Source organism: Candidatus Clostridium stratigraminis (assembly GCF_045310675.1).
Taxonomy (GTDB): Bacteria; Bacillota; Clostridia; order Clostridiales; family Clostridiaceae; genus Clostridium_AT; species Clostridium_AT stratigraminis.
Map to the genome: position 1 here is coordinate 177,463 of NZ_JBJHZZ010000001.1, position 16,206 is coordinate 193,668.

Annotated in this window: 23 protein-coding genes; 19 read left to right on the forward strand and 4 right to left on the reverse strand. The window is 30.9% G+C overall.

All coding sequences use genetic code 11. The features are described 5' to 3' along the window. The first annotated feature begins 17 nt into the window (after positions 1 to 17). The 8 genes from ACJDUG_RS00905 (at position 18) to ACJDUG_RS00940 (ending at position 7,026) form a co-directional block, all read left to right on the forward strand. Positions 18 to 3,914: a hypothetical protein gene (locus ACJDUG_RS00905; RefSeq protein ID WP_406767994.1), complete on the forward strand. Its 3,897-nt coding sequence runs from the start codon at positions 18 to 20 to the stop codon at positions 3,912 to 3,914. Between the two features lie 10 nt (positions 3,915 to 3,924). Further along, positions 3,925 to 4,320, forward strand: a complete 396-nt coding sequence (locus tag ACJDUG_RS00910; protein ID WP_406767995.1) for a hypothetical protein — start codon at positions 3,925 to 3,927, stop codon at positions 4,318 to 4,320. 99 nt (positions 4,321 to 4,419) lie between these two features. Beyond that, positions 4,420 to 4,620 (forward strand): hypothetical protein, encoded by a 201-nt coding sequence (locus ACJDUG_RS00915; RefSeq protein ID WP_406767996.1) that lies wholly within the window; start codon positions 4,420 to 4,422, stop codon positions 4,618 to 4,620. A 37-nt stretch (positions 4,621 to 4,657) separates the two neighbouring features. Beyond that, positions 4,658 to 4,912, forward strand: coding sequence for a hemolysin XhlA family protein (locus tag ACJDUG_RS00920; protein WP_406767997.1), 255 nt, complete (start codon positions 4,658 to 4,660; stop codon positions 4,910 to 4,912). Between the two features lie 10 nt (positions 4,913 to 4,922). Then, positions 4,923 to 5,636, forward strand: coding sequence for a peptidoglycan recognition protein family protein (locus tag ACJDUG_RS00925; RefSeq protein ID WP_406767998.1), 714 nt, complete (start codon positions 4,923 to 4,925; stop codon positions 5,634 to 5,636). A 14-nt stretch (positions 5,637 to 5,650) separates the two neighbouring features. Then, a complete protein-coding gene (locus ACJDUG_RS00930) occupies positions 5,651 to 5,998 on the forward strand; it encodes a hypothetical protein (protein ID WP_406767999.1) in 348 nt (115 codons plus the stop codon). Between the two features lie 137 nt (positions 5,999 to 6,135). Further along, positions 6,136 to 6,660: a DUF4352 domain-containing protein gene (locus ACJDUG_RS00935; protein ID WP_406768676.1), complete on the forward strand. Its 525-nt coding sequence runs from the start codon at positions 6,136 to 6,138 to the stop codon at positions 6,658 to 6,660. Between the two features lie 102 nt (positions 6,661 to 6,762). Further along, positions 6,763 to 7,026 (forward strand): hypothetical protein, encoded by a 264-nt coding sequence (locus ACJDUG_RS00940; RefSeq protein WP_406768000.1) that lies wholly within the window; start codon positions 6,763 to 6,765, stop codon positions 7,024 to 7,026. A 30-nt stretch (positions 7,027 to 7,056) separates the two neighbouring features. On the opposite strand, the gene ACJDUG_RS00945 is transcribed toward ACJDUG_RS00940, so the two are convergent. The 3 genes from ACJDUG_RS00945 to ACJDUG_RS00955 all read right to left on the reverse strand — a co-directional run bounded on the left by ACJDUG_RS00945 (position 7,057) and on the right by ACJDUG_RS00955 (position 8,185). Further along, positions 7,057 to 7,281 carry a helix-turn-helix domain-containing protein gene (locus tag ACJDUG_RS00945; protein ID WP_406768677.1) on the reverse strand — a complete coding sequence of 75 codons (225 nt, stop codon included), beginning with the start codon at positions 7,279 to 7,281 and terminating at the stop codon, positions 7,057 to 7,059. Between the two features lie 167 nt (positions 7,282 to 7,448). Then, entirely contained in the window at positions 7,449 to 7,682 is a 234-nt protein-coding gene (locus ACJDUG_RS00950) for a helix-turn-helix domain-containing protein (protein ID WP_406768001.1), read from the reverse strand. A gap of 263 nt (positions 7,683 to 7,945) precedes the next feature. Beyond that, positions 7,946 to 8,185 carry an ABC transporter substrate-binding protein gene (locus ACJDUG_RS00955; protein ID WP_406768002.1) on the reverse strand — a complete coding sequence of 80 codons (240 nt, stop codon included), beginning with the start codon at positions 8,183 to 8,185 and terminating at the stop codon, positions 7,946 to 7,948. 293 nt (positions 8,186 to 8,478) lie between these two features. Here ACJDUG_RS00955 and ACJDUG_RS00960 point away from each other — a divergent pair, with 293 nt between their 5' ends. The 10 genes from ACJDUG_RS00960 (at position 8,479) to ACJDUG_RS01005 (ending at position 14,739) form a co-directional block, all read left to right on the forward strand. Beyond that, positions 8,479 to 9,297: an alpha/beta fold hydrolase gene (locus ACJDUG_RS00960; protein WP_406768003.1), complete on the forward strand. Its 819-nt coding sequence runs from the start codon at positions 8,479 to 8,481 to the stop codon at positions 9,295 to 9,297. 21 nt (positions 9,298 to 9,318) lie between these two features. Beyond that, positions 9,319 to 9,702, forward strand: a complete 384-nt coding sequence (locus tag ACJDUG_RS00965) for a hypothetical protein (protein ID WP_406768004.1) — start codon at positions 9,319 to 9,321, stop codon at positions 9,700 to 9,702. A 102-nt stretch (positions 9,703 to 9,804) separates the two neighbouring features. After that, a complete protein-coding gene (locus tag ACJDUG_RS00970) occupies positions 9,805 to 10,014 on the forward strand; it encodes a hypothetical protein (protein WP_406768005.1) in 210 nt (69 codons plus the stop codon). Between the two features lie 114 nt (positions 10,015 to 10,128). Continuing rightward, positions 10,129 to 10,335 carry a hypothetical protein gene (locus tag ACJDUG_RS00975; RefSeq protein ID WP_406768006.1) on the forward strand — a complete coding sequence of 69 codons (207 nt, stop codon included), beginning with the start codon at positions 10,129 to 10,131 and terminating at the stop codon, positions 10,333 to 10,335. Positions 10,336 to 10,455: 120 nt separating this feature from the next. Continuing rightward, the gene (locus ACJDUG_RS00980; protein WP_406768007.1) at positions 10,456 to 10,899 is read left to right on the forward strand and encodes a DUF4362 domain-containing protein; all 444 of its coding nucleotides are present in this window, start codon (positions 10,456 to 10,458) and stop codon (positions 10,897 to 10,899) included. Positions 10,900 to 10,949: 50 nt separating this feature from the next. Beyond that, a complete protein-coding gene (locus ACJDUG_RS00985) occupies positions 10,950 to 11,834 on the forward strand; it encodes a hypothetical protein (RefSeq protein WP_406768008.1) in 885 nt (294 codons plus the stop codon). Between the two features lie 200 nt (positions 11,835 to 12,034). Further along, positions 12,035 to 12,529, forward strand: coding sequence for a hypothetical protein (locus tag ACJDUG_RS00990; protein ID WP_406768009.1), 495 nt, complete (start codon positions 12,035 to 12,037; stop codon positions 12,527 to 12,529). A 16-nt stretch (positions 12,530 to 12,545) separates the two neighbouring features. After that, positions 12,546 to 12,695, forward strand: a complete 150-nt coding sequence (locus ACJDUG_RS00995) for a hypothetical protein (RefSeq protein WP_406768010.1) — start codon at positions 12,546 to 12,548, stop codon at positions 12,693 to 12,695. 155 nt (positions 12,696 to 12,850) lie between these two features. Beyond that, positions 12,851 to 13,828: a hypothetical protein gene (locus tag ACJDUG_RS01000; RefSeq protein WP_406768011.1), complete on the forward strand. Its 978-nt coding sequence runs from the start codon at positions 12,851 to 12,853 to the stop codon at positions 13,826 to 13,828. 131 nt (positions 13,829 to 13,959) lie between these two features. Beyond that, complete coding sequence (locus ACJDUG_RS01005; protein ID WP_406768012.1) at positions 13,960 to 14,739, forward strand: class I SAM-dependent methyltransferase; 780 nt, start codon at positions 13,960 to 13,962, stop codon at positions 14,737 to 14,739. 116 nt (positions 14,740 to 14,855) lie between these two features. Here the strand turns inward: ACJDUG_RS01005 and ACJDUG_RS01010 are convergent, their stop codons facing one another. Beyond that, positions 14,856 to 15,161: a cytochrome b5 domain-containing protein gene (locus tag ACJDUG_RS01010; protein WP_406768013.1), complete on the reverse strand. Its 306-nt coding sequence runs from the start codon at positions 15,159 to 15,161 to the stop codon at positions 14,856 to 14,858. Positions 15,162 to 15,369: 208 nt separating this feature from the next. On the opposite strand from ACJDUG_RS01010, the gene ACJDUG_RS01015 reads away from it, so the two are divergent. Further along, positions 15,370 to 16,188 (forward strand): hydrogenase small subunit, encoded by an 819-nt coding sequence (locus ACJDUG_RS01015; protein ID WP_406768678.1) that lies wholly within the window; start codon positions 15,370 to 15,372, stop codon positions 16,186 to 16,188. Positions 16,189 to 16,206 lie beyond the last annotated feature (18 nt).

The following is a 16,206-nucleotide window of genomic DNA, read 5'->3' on the forward strand; positions in this document are numbered from 1 at the left end:
AGGGAAGGAGGTAAGCAATGTATAATGTTACACAAGCATTTAAAGATGCAATAAAACAAAATGGAAGGCAGTTTAAGAGTAGTGTCACTATAAGGAATACAACTTTTGATGATAACAGCATAATTGAAATTGGCTTAGAAGAGAATACAAATCCCACTGAAAGTTTTATCTTAGGCGGAGTTGGTAGCTCAAAACTTGATATAACTCTTACAAATGTTCCTGATACTTTAATATTAGAAGATGCTAATATTACAGCTACAATAAGTTTATTAGTAAATGGAGTCTATGAAGATGTACCTCTAGGAACTTTTACAGTAGATGAAATTAGCAAAGATAAGAACGTAGTTAAGCTAACATGTTACGATAATATGATTAAGCTTGAAAAGGCATATTTTAGTGATTTAAGCTATCCTATAAGTATTAATTCAGTAGCACAGGAGATATGTACTAAGGCAGGAGTACAACTTGCAACAGTACTTCCTAATATCCAAATTAATAAAATAGATGGTTATACATTTAGGGAAGCTATAGGATTTATAGCTTCTTTTTTAGGTGGTTTTGCAAGGTTTAACAGAGCTGGAAAGCTTGAAATATTATCTTATGTAGATAGTGGTTTTTCTGTAACTTCTGATATCTATTCTAAGCTTTCAACAAGCGAACAATTATTCACGATAGGAAAGCTTACTTGTAAAGTTGGAGATAGTATTCTTACTGCAGGTGCCAATGGAAATGAGATACAATTTGAAAACCCTATAATGATCCAAGCTCAGCTGGATAGCATTTATAATACTTTGAGGAATCTATCTTATATGCCGTATAGCATGAACTGGCACGGAAACCAAGCACTCCAGGCAGGAGATAAGATAACTATAACTGACTTAAAAGGTAATACCTACAATACACTTTTAATGGACAATAAAATCAGTTATAAGGGTGGATTGAGTGGAACTGCTTCTGCAGTAGGTAAAACTGAAACTGGCCAAAATTTCAATAGTTCAGGAAGCATAAAAAACAGTGTAGATAGGATGGTAATAGATCAGGCTAATATTAAATTAGTATTGGCTGAAAAGGTAAGTACAATAGAATTAGAAGCTAACTACGCCCATATGGTTAATGGTGTAATCGACAATGCAAGTATAGATGTTGCACATGTAACCAACTTATATGGCAATTACGCGCATATTGTAAATGGTGTTATAGAAAATGCAAGCATAGATGTAGCTAATATTAATAATTTGTCCGCAACATATGCAACTATAGTAAACTTAACAGCAGCTACGGGTAGAATAACATTAATAGAATCTGACACCGCTAATATTAAGACTATATTGGCTGGAAATGTTGGTGCTGCTAACTTACAAGTAGGAGCAATACAAGCAGGAAGTGCAGTAATTGCTAATGAGGCTATTGGATCATCACAAATAATTAGCTTAGCTGTTGGCAAACTTCTGGCTGGAGATATTAGTACTACTAAGTTTAGGATTGTATCGGATAGTGGCAATATGCTTATGTCCGATAATACAATTCAGATAAAGGACCCCAATAGAGTAAGGATACAAATAGGTAAAGATGCTTCCAATGATTATAGTATGTATGTTTGGGATGCTGATGGAAATCTAATGTTTGATGCACTAGGCCTTAAGGCCAGTGGTATTAAGGATAAGATCATCCGAAATGATATGGTGTCTGATACCGCCAATATTGATGCTAAAAAGCTTGATATAAACAGCTTGTTTGTACAAATCAATGGAGCTTCACAAACTATAAAATCTACTAAAATTTTCTTAGATAAACAAGCACAAACACTTGATTTGGCTTTCAATACTTTAAATAATACTGTAACTAGTCAAGGACAGACTATAACATCACAAGGTACTTCTATTACTGCAATTCAAGGTAATATAACTAATAAGATATGGAGTACAGACATTACTACAGCAATTAATGGCATACAAGTTGGAGCTAGAAATTTAATCGTATATAATAAACTTTTAGCATACAACGGTACTATAAATGCTGATTATAAAACAGGTATTGTTACTGGAAATGGTACTTATTATATAAGATTAAATAATGCTAACTTAAAACCAAGCACACAATACACTTTTTCAAACAGTTTGATTGATAATCCAACATCAAATACTGTTGGAAAAGTACAAATAGTAATATATGATAGTGCTATGACAGCTATAAAACAAACTGTTGGATATTTACTAAACAATAATATACTAACATTTACTACAGTATCTACAATATTACCTACTGATGTTTTGTTAATTTATCCAACCACCACTCAATCTACAACTTATACTATAAAAAACTTACAATTAGAAGTTGGAAATAAAATTTCTGATTGGAGAGCATCTCAAGAAGATGTACAAGGACAAATTGATGCTGTTAATACAAATATTACAACTAACTATAGTACAACTACACAAACCAATCAGTTAATAAGCACTCAAGTTGGTGCTGTAACTACTGATTTGCATAATAATTATAGTACAATATCAGCTACTACAGCAGCTATTAACACAGTAAAGGATTCTATAGCACTTACAGTAAGTAATACTGTAGCTCGTAATGCTTGTGTCAATTTAGTTGATAATGGTGGATTTGAAACTGACTTAACTGGTTGGTGTGCAGATTATGGAACAATTTCCTTAGATACCACTAACTATGTTAGTAGTCCAAACTCAATGAAGATAACGACCTCTCTAAATGGTGCATATTATTATGGTGTAGCTAATGTATCTACTGTAAAACAAGACAATCCAGACCATAAATACTATTTTTCTTGTATGTTTAAAAATGGTACAGCTACAAGAATATACTTATCTAGTGACCATATTCTATCAAGTTGGAATACAGACAAAACGAAGTTTACTAAAGCTAGTGGCATAACTCAGTTTTGGGGTGATGGTTTAGATTTATTGGTACAAGTTGATGGTACTGCTGCAGGTCAATATGCATATGTAGATGATATATTAATTGTAGATTTAACGGAAACATTTGGAGCAGGAAATGAACCAGATATTACTTGGTGTGATGCAAACTTAACCTATGGACAACTTGTAACTAATTCTCAATCTCCTGTTAGTAGTAGGCTTAGTGCTGTGGAGAGTAGTTTAAAGGTTCAAGCAGGAGAAATAACATCTAAGGTTAGTTCAAATGATTTTAATGGTAATAATATTGTATCATTAATTAATCAATCTGCTAGCAAAATTAATATGAGTGCCTTAAATATTGATTTAAGCGGGTATGTTACTATAAGTAGTTTAGGAGCAAGTGGAACAACTGTTATAGATGGTAGCCGTATAATTACAGGTGCTATTAACGCTTCATTAATAACCACAGGCTATTTAAGCGCTGATAGAATAAGTGGTGGAACAATTAATGGAATAACTATTAAAGGTTCAACAATAACAGCATTGAATACATTAACTATAGGAGCTGCATCTGAACCAACTCTTTCTTTACATACAAACGGAGCTACCAATAATACAAAACTAAGTGCTTCTTGTTCTAATGTAGGAAACGTTGGTTCAGAATGTGATAATGTATCTTTAGCTATAAATTCATCTGCATCTGCGCATGGTTCACTTGAGATTTATGGTTGGCCATATACAGAAGCAGATGTGTATATAAATGGTAGGCTTATTCTTTATGAAGGTACAGCAACAATATCAGCTTCTGGTGGATATAGTTATCTTGGTAAGAAGTCTGCTTTCTCTTGGGGTGGTACTATTGCAAGTGGTACATCTGTAACTATAACCCATAACTTAGGATATAAACCTATTGTATCAATTGGTGGAACTCTTGGAAATGTTATAATAACGTATCAATATGTGGACAACAATAGCATAAAGGTAAATGCCTACGCAAATGCTTGGACAGGCAGCGTTTATTTGTGGTAAGGAGAGCATTATGAGAAGATATTTAAAAATTAATATATCTAAAGGGGAAGTTGTTGAAACATTTCAATGGAATGATAACAGAGATTTCCCTGATAATATTATCATAGAAGATGGTTTTGAAATCCATGAAGTAGATCCAGAAATTCAGGATGTAGATATTTATTATACTTCAGATTTAAAAGGGAATTACTTTATACTTGATGTATCCGATAATGACCTAGAGCTTACAAGTCTAAAACAAGAATTAGCAGAGTATGAAGTTATATTAAGCGATTTTCAAGAAGCTACCTGGATTGCTATGGGAATTGATACAACTAAGTTACCTCAAGAGTGGCAAGACAGGTTAGCTTATAAGAATAATTTGAGAGAGCAAATAGCTATATTAGAAACACAGTTGGTAATATAGCTATTAAAACCTAAAAGATATTACGTTCATCAAGAACATGTGTTTGCATATTAAACAATAATATGATATAATTATCTCAAAATATTTGAGGTGGTTATAATGTTTGATAATGTATTGAAAACATCTTTAGCTACACATAAGATTATTACTATAATGTATCAAAAAGGCAATGAATTTACTCAGAGAAATATTAAAGTTATTAAAATTAAAGATAATGATATTGAGGCTTATTGTTATTTAAGACATCAAGTGAGACACTTTAAAAAAGATAATATATTAGCTGCTGTGTACACCCATTAATTGGGTGTATTTTTATTTTGAAAAAGCGAGGTGCATTATGAGCGAAAATTACAGCAAGGAGCTATGCGAAGAGAAACACAAATTTATAGAGGATACTTTAGAATTGCATAATAAAAGGCTAAATGAGCATAGCAAGAAGATTGATACCTTAGAGCAGGACAGTAGGGAGTATAAAACAGAAATTAAGAATTTAATAAAGAAAATGGATGATTTTATGGTAACTATAAGATGGGGACTTGGCATATTTGTCACAGTCTCTATTTTCGTTATAGGAATTTTATTAAAGAGGTAAGGAGGATATTATGAACTATATAGTAGATCAGCAACTAATTAATTATAATCGTCCAAAAACTGCTTTAGTTCCTCAAGGGTTTGTGGTTCATGCTACAGATGATGTAGGTGCTACAGCTCAAAATGAACATGATTATTTCAATTCTGGGAACAGAAGTGCATCTGCTCATTATGTTGTAGAGTGGACCAAAATTATTCAAATGATACCCGATAATGAACAAGCATGGCATGCTGGGGCTACTGCAAATAAAAAATATCTAAGCGTTGAAATATGTGAGCCTGCTAATAATAACGCTTCACAATTTCAAGAAGCATGGAATAGAGCGGTATGGCTTGTAGCTTCTAAGTGTATACAATATGGATGGGATACAAGTAAAATATATTCTCATGCAGATATTTCAAATCTTTATCACGAAACAGACCATACGGACCCAATAGGATATTTTAAGCAATATGGTAAATCAATGGATCAATTTAAAAATGAGGTTCAGAACCAAATAAACTTATTAAAGAGAGGTTATGTAGATATGAAAAAAATAGTTACTTATCTAGGAGATGCGGATGCATTTGCAGCTATTGTTGTAGCAAGGAAAAATCAATGTCCATTAATGTTAAAATCTGATTATGATGCTAGTGGATTAAAGGCTGACCAGGTGATACCTATAGGTGGAAAACCTGGTAGCGATAGATATAGCACATTTAAAGATGCTGCTAATTTAGTATAAGGAGGAATGTATAAATGGATATAATGCAAATATTATCACCTGCTCTAAATGCTATTTTAATAGCTATATTAGGAATAATCGGCAGAGAGGTAGTAAAGGTAGTGCCAAAGGTAATTGACCTAATTGTGGCTAAAATAGGCTTAACAAACTACCAAAAGACAAAAGCTATAGCATGGGATGTATGGAATGTAGTGGAGGAACATTTTAGAATAAATGAAATAATTGGAGATACAATCCAAGCTAAAGTTACTATGTTTCAATCTTTAATTAAACAGAAAATACCTGGAATAACAGATGCAGATATTGATGCTTTTAGACAAGCTGTAGCTGGAGAATTTAATAAGGATAAGGCTTTACAATAATATTAATCCTGGGGAGAAATCCTCAGGATTTTTTATTTTTTGTAACATTTAGAAGGATAATTAAAAGATTTGTAGAAATGTTAATAATGTGTAAATATATTTTAATTTGAGGGGTGGATATATTGAATAAGAAAAAAATAATTTTAGGCGTAACTACTTTAGTATTAGCAATATTTATTGTTGGTTGCAGTAATGGAAATACTCCTACAAAAGTAGGGGAAAATAACACAGCAACTACATCATCTAATACTGATACTAAATCTGAAACTAAGACATTCAAAGTTGGAGATGTTGTTCAACTTAAAAATCTTAAGATTACAGTGAATAAGGTTTATACAGTTAAACCTACTGATGTTTTTAAGCCAGCAGATGGAAAAGACTTCTTCGCTGTTGATTGTACAATTGAAAATACTTCTAAGGATAGTCAAGCAATATCTTCCATGATTATGTTTAAAGTCGTAGATAAAGATGGTAGATCTTGTGAATATTCTATTACTGGGCTTAGTGCAGCAAATGCAGGGCAATTAGACGGAGAAGTTGGAGCAGGAAGAAAAATGACAGGTGTATATGTTGTAGAAGTACCAAAAGGACAAACTGGATTAGAACTTGAATTTGATAGTTCTTTCCTAACTGGCGGACAAGTAATTGTAAAGCTTAATTAAAAATTAAAAAGCTCTGATTTTCAGGGCTTTATTTTTTACCTTGACTACGAACATATATTCTCATATAATATAGATAATATGCTCCACTTGGAAGGTGAAAAAATGAAAATCCTAGCTACACCTATAGATATGGTTTGTTGGTTTGAGAAAACAGGTATACCGCATCCAGTTAGATTCAAGATCTCAACTGAAGATAATAACGAGGCAGTTATTAAAATTGATAAAGTTAAATTTATAGATAAAGAAAAGATAGCTGGTAATGAAATGCTAATATTTAAGTGCCAGAGTGCAATAAATAACCAGCAAAGACTATTTGAATTAAAGTATGAGCTTAGGACCTGTAAATGGATATTATGGAAGATGTAAATATAAAGAATTATAAAAAAGCTCTGATATTCAGGGCTCTATTTTATAACATTTTATACAATCGCATTTCAATAATTCTTTTGGGCATATTTCTAACACTTCAGCTATTTTATAAATCATACGAATAGATGGTGTTTTTTTATTTGACTCTATTTCATATATGTAACCCGGACTTGTTTCTAATCTAATTGCTAGTTGAAATTGAGTTAAATTCTTTTTTATTCTCCAATGCTTCAAATTTATCAAAAATAACACTCCCAAGAAAGGACACAAAATGTGTCGAAAAATTGCATTATTTTAATAATACTATAAAAATAAGTAATATTAAATATATAAATGTTGGAAAATGTTTATTAAGATAACGCTTTGGGCGTGAGTTGGATATTAAGAATTAATTATATAATAAGCTCATGGGAGAATTGCTATTTACTTGGTTTATAATATTTTGTTTTTAAATTTGTGCGGCACAATAAATAGTCTAAAGTAACATTAAAAAAATCAGCAATTTTTATAAGCAAGTCAAAACTGGGTTCTCTATCAGTATTTTCATAATTGGACAGAGCAGTTCTAGTAATATTTAAAATTTTAGCAAGTTCTTCTTGAGTTAAATCATTATCTTGTCTTAAATCTTTTAATCTATCGCCAAAACTATTCATTGTAACCCCTCCAATTAAAATAGTATATCATGGAGGTTACAATATTTAGTAAAATGACACATTTTGTATCACAAAGGTGGTTATACTAATGACAAAAATTATCTATAAAATTATATGTATAAATGGGAATAAAAAACTAATAACAAAGTTAATAAATATTGTTGAAATAAAAAAGGAAAGGGGAAAAGATAATTTTACACAAGGACAATGCTAGTCCTTGTGTAATGTCATAAATAAAGGAAGTGTAGTTATCTCACTTGTGTTTATGTAAGGGTTAATTCTGCTCCACCGCCTGTAGAAAGTTCAATTTCTAAGCCTTCAGCTTTAAAGAAACCTTGATCTATAGCTGCATACATTGGTGCATAGAAAATTGAGCGAGTTACTTCATTAAGTTTTACCTTTGTTAATGGACTATCATTTTTTTTACTACAGCCTGTAAATAAAGTACCTACAAGCAGAAAAGATAATGCTAATGAAAATAAAATAAGATGATTCTTTTTCATAAGATACCTCCTAATAAAAGATGAAGATACTTTATATTATGATTTTGAGAAGGAATCTGTTAATGCTATAATAACATAAACATTGTGAGTGTAAATTCACTAAGATTGGAGCTCTAAATATGATGAATGTGGTAAAATCACTTGTTATTTTCAATGTAAAAATAGCAAGTGATTTTTCTTTTTGATTTGCAATAAAAAATAGTATGATATAATAATATAAAGATTGTGTAAGAAATGTAAAATAATGAGCAATAGGTCTATTAAAATCTTATAATAATAGAGTGAGGAAATTAATGTATACTAATGGTTTTGCCAAAATAAATGGAACAAGCCTATATTATGAAATAACAGGTGAAGGAGAATTTTTAGTTTTGCTGCATAGTGGTCTTACTGACTTAAGACAGTGGGATAATCAATTTAATTTTTTGGGGAAATATTTTAAAGTCATTAGATATGATATAAGGGGATTTGGAAAGTCTGATAAACCAAAGGAAGCATTTTCGCATTCTGAAGATCTAAAAGGGTTATTTGACTATCTAGGTATAAAAAATGCGCACATAGTTGGGGTATCCATGGGGGGAAGTATTGCTATTGATTTTACTCTTCAATATCCAGAGTTAGTTAAATCCTTAGTATTAAGTGGGTCATCTCTAAATGGGTATGATGTAATAGTAGACGAAGTAAGTAAAGAAAGGTCTTTTGCAGTAATGTCAATAGTAAAGAGAGATGAAAATTTCAATCAATCTATTGAGTTTATGCTTGATAATCCAATGTGGAAGCAAAGTAATCCAAAGGCTCGCCGGCTCTTAAGAAATATGTTTTTGGATACATCATTAGAATGGGCATTAGAAGATATAGAGAAATTAATCAATCCTCCTGCTTCAGAAAGGCTTTCTGAAATAACTAAAAGAACTTTACTAATTATAGGTTCAGAAGACTCCCAACCTATCAAAGAAATTGCAAGAGTTTTGGAATTAAACATAGCTATGGCGCAAAAGATTGAAATAAATGGGACTGGACATCTACCTAATTTAGATAAACCAGATGAATTTAACAAAAATGTGCTGGAATTTTTATTGAATTGTAAAGAAGTAAATTTTATCAATGATTGATAAAAAAGGGGTTAAAGGAAGATGAGTAGGCTAAATTATCCTGGAGGAAAATTAAAAGTTTTAATAATTATTCTTTTAATCAGCCTTATTTCCGTTGTATACGGAAAGGATAAAATATTTGTTATTGGTAGTAAACCATTTAATATTTCAAGATTAGATACTTTTGCTGAGAATACAAACAAAGGTAAGAGCGATAAAATTAGCATAATATCAATTTCAGGGTTTGCAACCATCAAAAGCACTACTTTATCAGCTAATGAAGAAAAGATTATATCTATCTCATCAAACAACCTCTCAGATAAATGCAAGGTAATTACTAAAACAAATTCAGACAATGAAATAATATATAGTATGACGTCTATTGAAAAACGTTCTGCGTACATTATTTTACAATATAGATATTAATTTTTAAATACATATTCATTAGTTTGTAACATTCTTCTATTGTTATAGAAAGGCTAAATTTGTGAAATTAGGATTATTAATATTTTGATTGGGGGTATGGGGATGAAAAGTATATTAAGGATTGATAAATTTTTAAATGTTATTGCTGCACTTTTGGTATTAGGATTTGTTATTCGGTTAGGTGCTGATTATTATAAGTATCAAAATTCTGGTAATTCTGCACCTTTCTATGTTTTTATAATTGGTAGAGGTATTGAATTTTTATTACCGAGCATAATTTGCTTTATCATTTCTAAATATGTAAAAAAATAAGATCACTTAAAACAAGTATTATTAAGCAAAAATGCAGTTTTAAGATTAATATAAATTAATCTCATTCATGGTGTCACAATTGTAAGAGAGCTTATCTCGAAAGAAGGAAATATAATGGAGAAAAACAAACTTATTAAATTTGCAGTAATATACCTAATAAGTTTAATTATAGGTAATTTAATAATATCTATAGTAGATAGAATAGGTGTCAGTAGAGGTTTGTCAGGTTGGACTATATGGAATTATTTAATCTTTAATGCATTAATTATATTCATTAGTTATTTATCCTATCGGTTTATGCCTAATGGTAAAAGAATATAGTTCTACTTGTATCTTAATTTGTTACTTCGGAAACTTGTTATAAGACACTTCAGTAAAATATTATAAACTTTTCTTGGAACATAAATATATTATTTATATAAACCTCATGGAGATGATAAATTGAAAAGAAAAGCGGTAGTGATTATAGGTTCAATTTTAATTATATCAATTGCTTTAACTACCTATTGGATATTATTAAAGCCTATTATTAATAATGAGAAATATTATAAATCTGAAAGTAAAGATGATACTATTACTTATAATCTTAAAGGCAATGTAAACGCTGATAGATTAACAAAGTTTGTTGATAATGTTGATAAAGATATAAAAGACAGGATTAATATAGTCAGATATACTACAGAAGGTGATCCTATAATTACGCAGCTAGATTTTGACGGCAAAGACATTCAAGTGTCCACTGATAACTCTAAAGATAAATATGGAGGACCGGATAAAAATAAAATTATATATAATACCATTAAAGGTGGAAACCAAATAAAAAGTAATTTATTAAACTATCTGAATGATAATCATCTATTGCCATATATTTATAAGCAAAACTAATTAAAAATCACTGGAGATAAACCCAATATATAATGAAAGAAGGTAAATCTATGAGAAAGAAGTTTTATTATTTACTTTGCTTAATATTTATTACTATTTTCACTTTATTTATTTCAGGTTGTAGTATAAATAAAACAAAGAGTAGTTCATCGAATGCAATCAATAATAAGTTTGAAGATAAGTTAACAGTTGATGATATTAAACAGAGCTATTCAAAAACTGATGAGAAGATATTAAATACTAAAGAATATAAAAATTATATATTAGTGGAAAGTCAAGCTCCAACCCTTGCTAACCATTTTACTCTATATGATTTAAAAACAGGGGACAAAGACAGCCTCCCAAGTGGAATTGATTTTATTGAGTCTGCAAATATAATTAATGAAAACAATATTATTCTCTATGCCAATGGGACAAACTCCGAATCTGAAGCACAAAGCTTTCCCTTCGAGATTGATTGCATGAGAGGCGCGGAAAATATTAATGTAGATAGTGATTTTATTCCAACATATAAGGATATAAAATTTCCCTTAAACAAACAAATCTCTTTAAAAGGCAAAAGCAAGGAAGAAATAACCGACATAAGAGTTACTGTTAATGGGCTACAGGTCTGTTTTGGCCCCCAAGGTGGAACAGAGGAAAGTTTCAATGCTGATTACGTAGATATCCCGGCAGCGGATATATCCTATGATAAAACATTGGGTGAACTTTCCCTAAAGCTGCAAGATACTTTATTTTCGAAATCATTATCTAATTCAATTTCACTACTCAAAAATAATACCTATATAAAATCTTTAAGTTTAAAGGAGAAGGAAAAATCGGCTATAATCACCATAAAACTTAATGATTCAGCAAAATATTATACTGGCAAGAAAGCTAGTATAGGAATAGGAATTCCATATATGGATATACAGTTTTTTAATAGTAATTTTTAATTATAGAACAATTAAAAGGGAGAAAAGCTTTGGAAAATAAAAAGTTAATTCCAATATCTATTTAGACGCATGGTTAAAGGAAGCTTCAAGTCATCGAACGCAATATGATACAACAAAAGGATGGATACTTCAGTAAATTGTATAATAGATAGTAAATTATGTAGTTTTTTAAGTTTTCATAAAACTGATGGGGGATAGATATGGATAGGCATGAGCAAATGAATACTGTATTAGGGAGTGCTTTATTATTTACAGTAATTACAAGCATATGCTCACTTCCTAGTAGATTAAGTACATTGATATTAACAAATGGCAGACTTATAGGTGGGCCAAATTCGTTTGTCGAAAATAATATTTTATGGATTGTTGTTGTAGCAATCATTATATTCCTATTAATTGTATATATTAAAAGATCAAATGAAACAAGATGCTTACGCTTATTACAAAATGAAAATATTCGTTTAACAACGGGTATATTAGTAGCAATAGATGGATTAATTAATTTATCTAGTTTACTACCTACCTATATTATGATTATACAATCATTACTTAAAATACCACATTATGCTGGGGGTGGTATGGAAGCATTGAGCAGCAAAATCATTACGGTAGATATAATTACCGTAGCAATAATCTTACTTCAAATATTTTTTGGTATCTATTTAGTTAAATGCAATAAAAAGAAGTTAAATTAAAGGGGGTATATGTAATATGAGTAATGCTATTGGGATATTTGGTGCCATTAGCTCCTTTGCTATAATAGAATCTATACTCAGAATGCTGGCATACATAGCAATTATTAGTGTATCATTTAAGGCAATTCAAGCACTAAACATTTATATAAATAAAAATTCAAGATAGATTTTACCAAGAAAAAACTGTGAGGATAACATTTGCTTCGGAATCTTCTTTTAATAATTATCAATCATTATTTAGTGATTAATGGAAAATCATGGCGTATGGAAAATTAATTATATAATCACAATAATGTAAGATTTTTTAATGGGGGTATTTATGTGAAAAAAGTAATTAATAGAGTTAAGCCAATCCTTGTAGTGTTAGGAATAATTGTTGTGGGGGCTTTAGCTGTTTGGGGATTAATATATTTAAAAGATATATTTTTAAATGGAAGTTCAAACACTTCAAACTTAATAGAAAGTAATAATTCAGTTAAAGTAACCATTGATCAAAATAAAAGTTCAGACGGGAATATAGCTTTTAATAGTTTTTATGAAGGCTTTGTGCTGGAGAAGGATATATTTGAATTACCTCAAGGTGCTGTTTTGTTAAATACTAAAAGTGAATGGGATGCCTTTAAAAATAAATATTTTAGTAAGAGCACTGATATGAATTACAGCACCCTGCCGCCAGAAGATTTCACTAAGCAATCCATAATTTATTATTCAATATTGGGTCCTTTACCATCAACCTTCTCAGAGAATTTTCAAATAGATAAAATTAAAATACTGAATAACAAATTAGATATAACAACAAGGTCATCTGCTAATACGAAAGTTACTGTTGCAAATTCTAATTCATCAATTCATAGATTTGTAATACTTGCAGCAGTAAATAAGCCAGACATAAAAAATGTAGTTGTACCAAATATCCAAAATACAAATAATAAGTGGGAATCTATAGATAGGTTACGATATGTTCAAGGAGAAATAATTTCCCTTAATAAAATATCCAATGGGAAGTCAATATTAAATTTAAAGGTGGAAAAAAACTACCACGATGGTACTGATCCAATTGGAGATGAAGATTTTCCTTTCAAGAGGGGAACTATCGCTGAATTTTATATAAATAGCCAGCCAGAAATAGACCTAACAAAAATAAAAAGTGTAATTATATATGAGAGTGATGCTGCAATTGATGGTAATGCTAGTATCCTTGCTGCAAGCATAAAATACTATAAAATTCACGGCATCTTTGTTGATAAGGATGGAAAACAAATAAGTTTACCACCAACAGAGTATCAAAATACTTTATAAGTGCAAAAGCCATTCAAAGGCGACGGTAATCAATATACTCTTGCTCTAAATATACTTATAAAACACTACATGAAATAAAAGATTTGAAACTAAAGCTTTATAAGCATAACTAACAATGGGGGAAATTAATAATGGGGAATAATCATGTTTTTAAAGACGTAATATCAGACTATGAAATAGCCCGCCCAGGGTATCCTACTCAATTGTTTAAGGACATTGTAGATTTTTCAGTATTAAAAAAGGATGCTAAGATATTGGAAATTGGTTCAGGCCCAGGTCAAGCCACAGATTATTTTGTAAAAAATCGATACTCCATTACTGGATTAGAGATAGAAGATAAACAAGTGCAGTATCTATTAGAAAAATATTCTGAGTACCATAATTTCAATTCTATCTGTTCTTTCTTTGAGGATTATGATGATTTAGAGGAAACCTTTGACCTCATATTCTCAGCAACTGCTTTTCATTGGATTAAGCCAGAGGTAGGGTATCCTAAAGCGTATAATTTGCTGAAAAAAGGCGGGGTAATGGCTGTTTTCTGGCATTTGTCATCTATAATCGAGCCAAAAACCGAGATGCTAATTGAAATAAGAAATATTTATCGAAAGCTTGCTCCTGAGTTTGATGACTATTTAAGTCCAGAAGATGCTGAAGACCTACATAATCTTAGATTATCAGAAATACAAACCAATAATCTGTTTGATAGACCAGTTTCTATGGTTTATAGGTGGGATGATGAATACACTACGGAAAGGTACTTAAAATTAATCAATTCTATCTCAGATTTTCATGATTTAGATTATGATAAGAAGAAAGCTATACTTGAGACAGTTGCAGATTATATAAATGGTAAAAATGGTAAAATAACCGTTCCACAGGAAGTAAGATTATATATGGCTAAGAAATATTAGTGTAAATTAATCATTATTTAGTGATTAAGAGAAATGGTAATTTAATGTGAAAATAATAAACACAGGATGGCTTTAAAATATAACCATCCTGTGTTTATTTATAAGCCTCACCTCTCTCATTTCTTCAAAATTCCTACCTTAGGAAGCTTAGCTAAAATGGCCTCATTACCATGGCAGCCTTGAAACTGAGAAGTAAAATCCTTGCCTGCAATAAGGCCGAAATGGCTTGCGCCCCCCCAGGCTGCTTCAGTACTGACATCATAAACAATTCCGTTAACCGCTACATAGGCTGGCTTTCCCATAGAACCATCATAATAAGCAAGCTCGCTTAATGTAAATTCTTGTAAGGTAATATAGTTGCAATAATTAATAGTATTTCTGCAATATTGGCAGGGGTTAAAAATAGGGATTGAGAAATACATTAAAACCTCCAAACAAACAGATTACATAATTATTTTATGTCTTTTAAATGAAGTGGCGCCTTCTTATTTAGAAATTATATGATGAATGTAATTAATTAAAGAATTCATTAATAAAATAATATGATATTTAATAAAGCCGGGGGAAGCAAAATTGAATAACTTATCAAACTGTCCTTTATCAGCTGATAAGGAATCATCAGCCTTAAGCATGGTTTATGAGGCTGTTAGAAGCATTAAAGGCGGGGGGCGTAAAAAAATAAATGCTATTTGGCTAGAGGCTGCTGGATGTTCTGGCAATATCATTTCTCTTCTAGATGCAGCAGATCCAGATGCAGTTTTTTTTCTTAGGGAGATGGTAAATCTAACCTACAATAACAGCATAATGGCTGAAGAAGGGGAAAGGGCCTTTGAAGAGTTTTTAAAAACTTTAGAAACAGAGTTTATACTATTAATTGATGGCGCTGCAGCATTAAAAAATAATGGAAACTACAATATTATAGCTAGGTATAAGGGTAAGAAAATAACTGCACTAGAGGCAATTAAAATGGCAGGAGAGAAGGCTAAATATGTATTAGCTGTAGGTACCTGTGCCTCAAGTGGAGGAATTTCAGCTGCAAGACCTAATCCTTCTGAATGTGTTAGTTTAAGTAATGAACTTAAAAGAGAAGTAATTAACCTCCCAGGTTGTCCCTGTAACCCTGCCTGGGTTATAGGGACAGTCGCCCATTTAATTACAATAGGAAAACCGGAAGTTGATAATATGCATAGACCAATTTTATTTTACGGAGTTACAATTCATGATAGATGTCCTAGAAGGTCTTTCTTTAATAATGGAATCTTTGCTAAAAAGCTTGGTGAAGAGACCTGTATGTTTAAATTAGGCTGCAGGGGACCTATTACTAGAACTGACTGCCCAACAAGAAGGTGGAATGGTCGTGTTAACTGGCCTATTGGAGATAATACACCCTGCATAGGCTGTGCTAATTATGCTTTTCCAGATGGTATGGAACCTTTTGTAAGATTCTAAAGGGAACACTGAATTGAG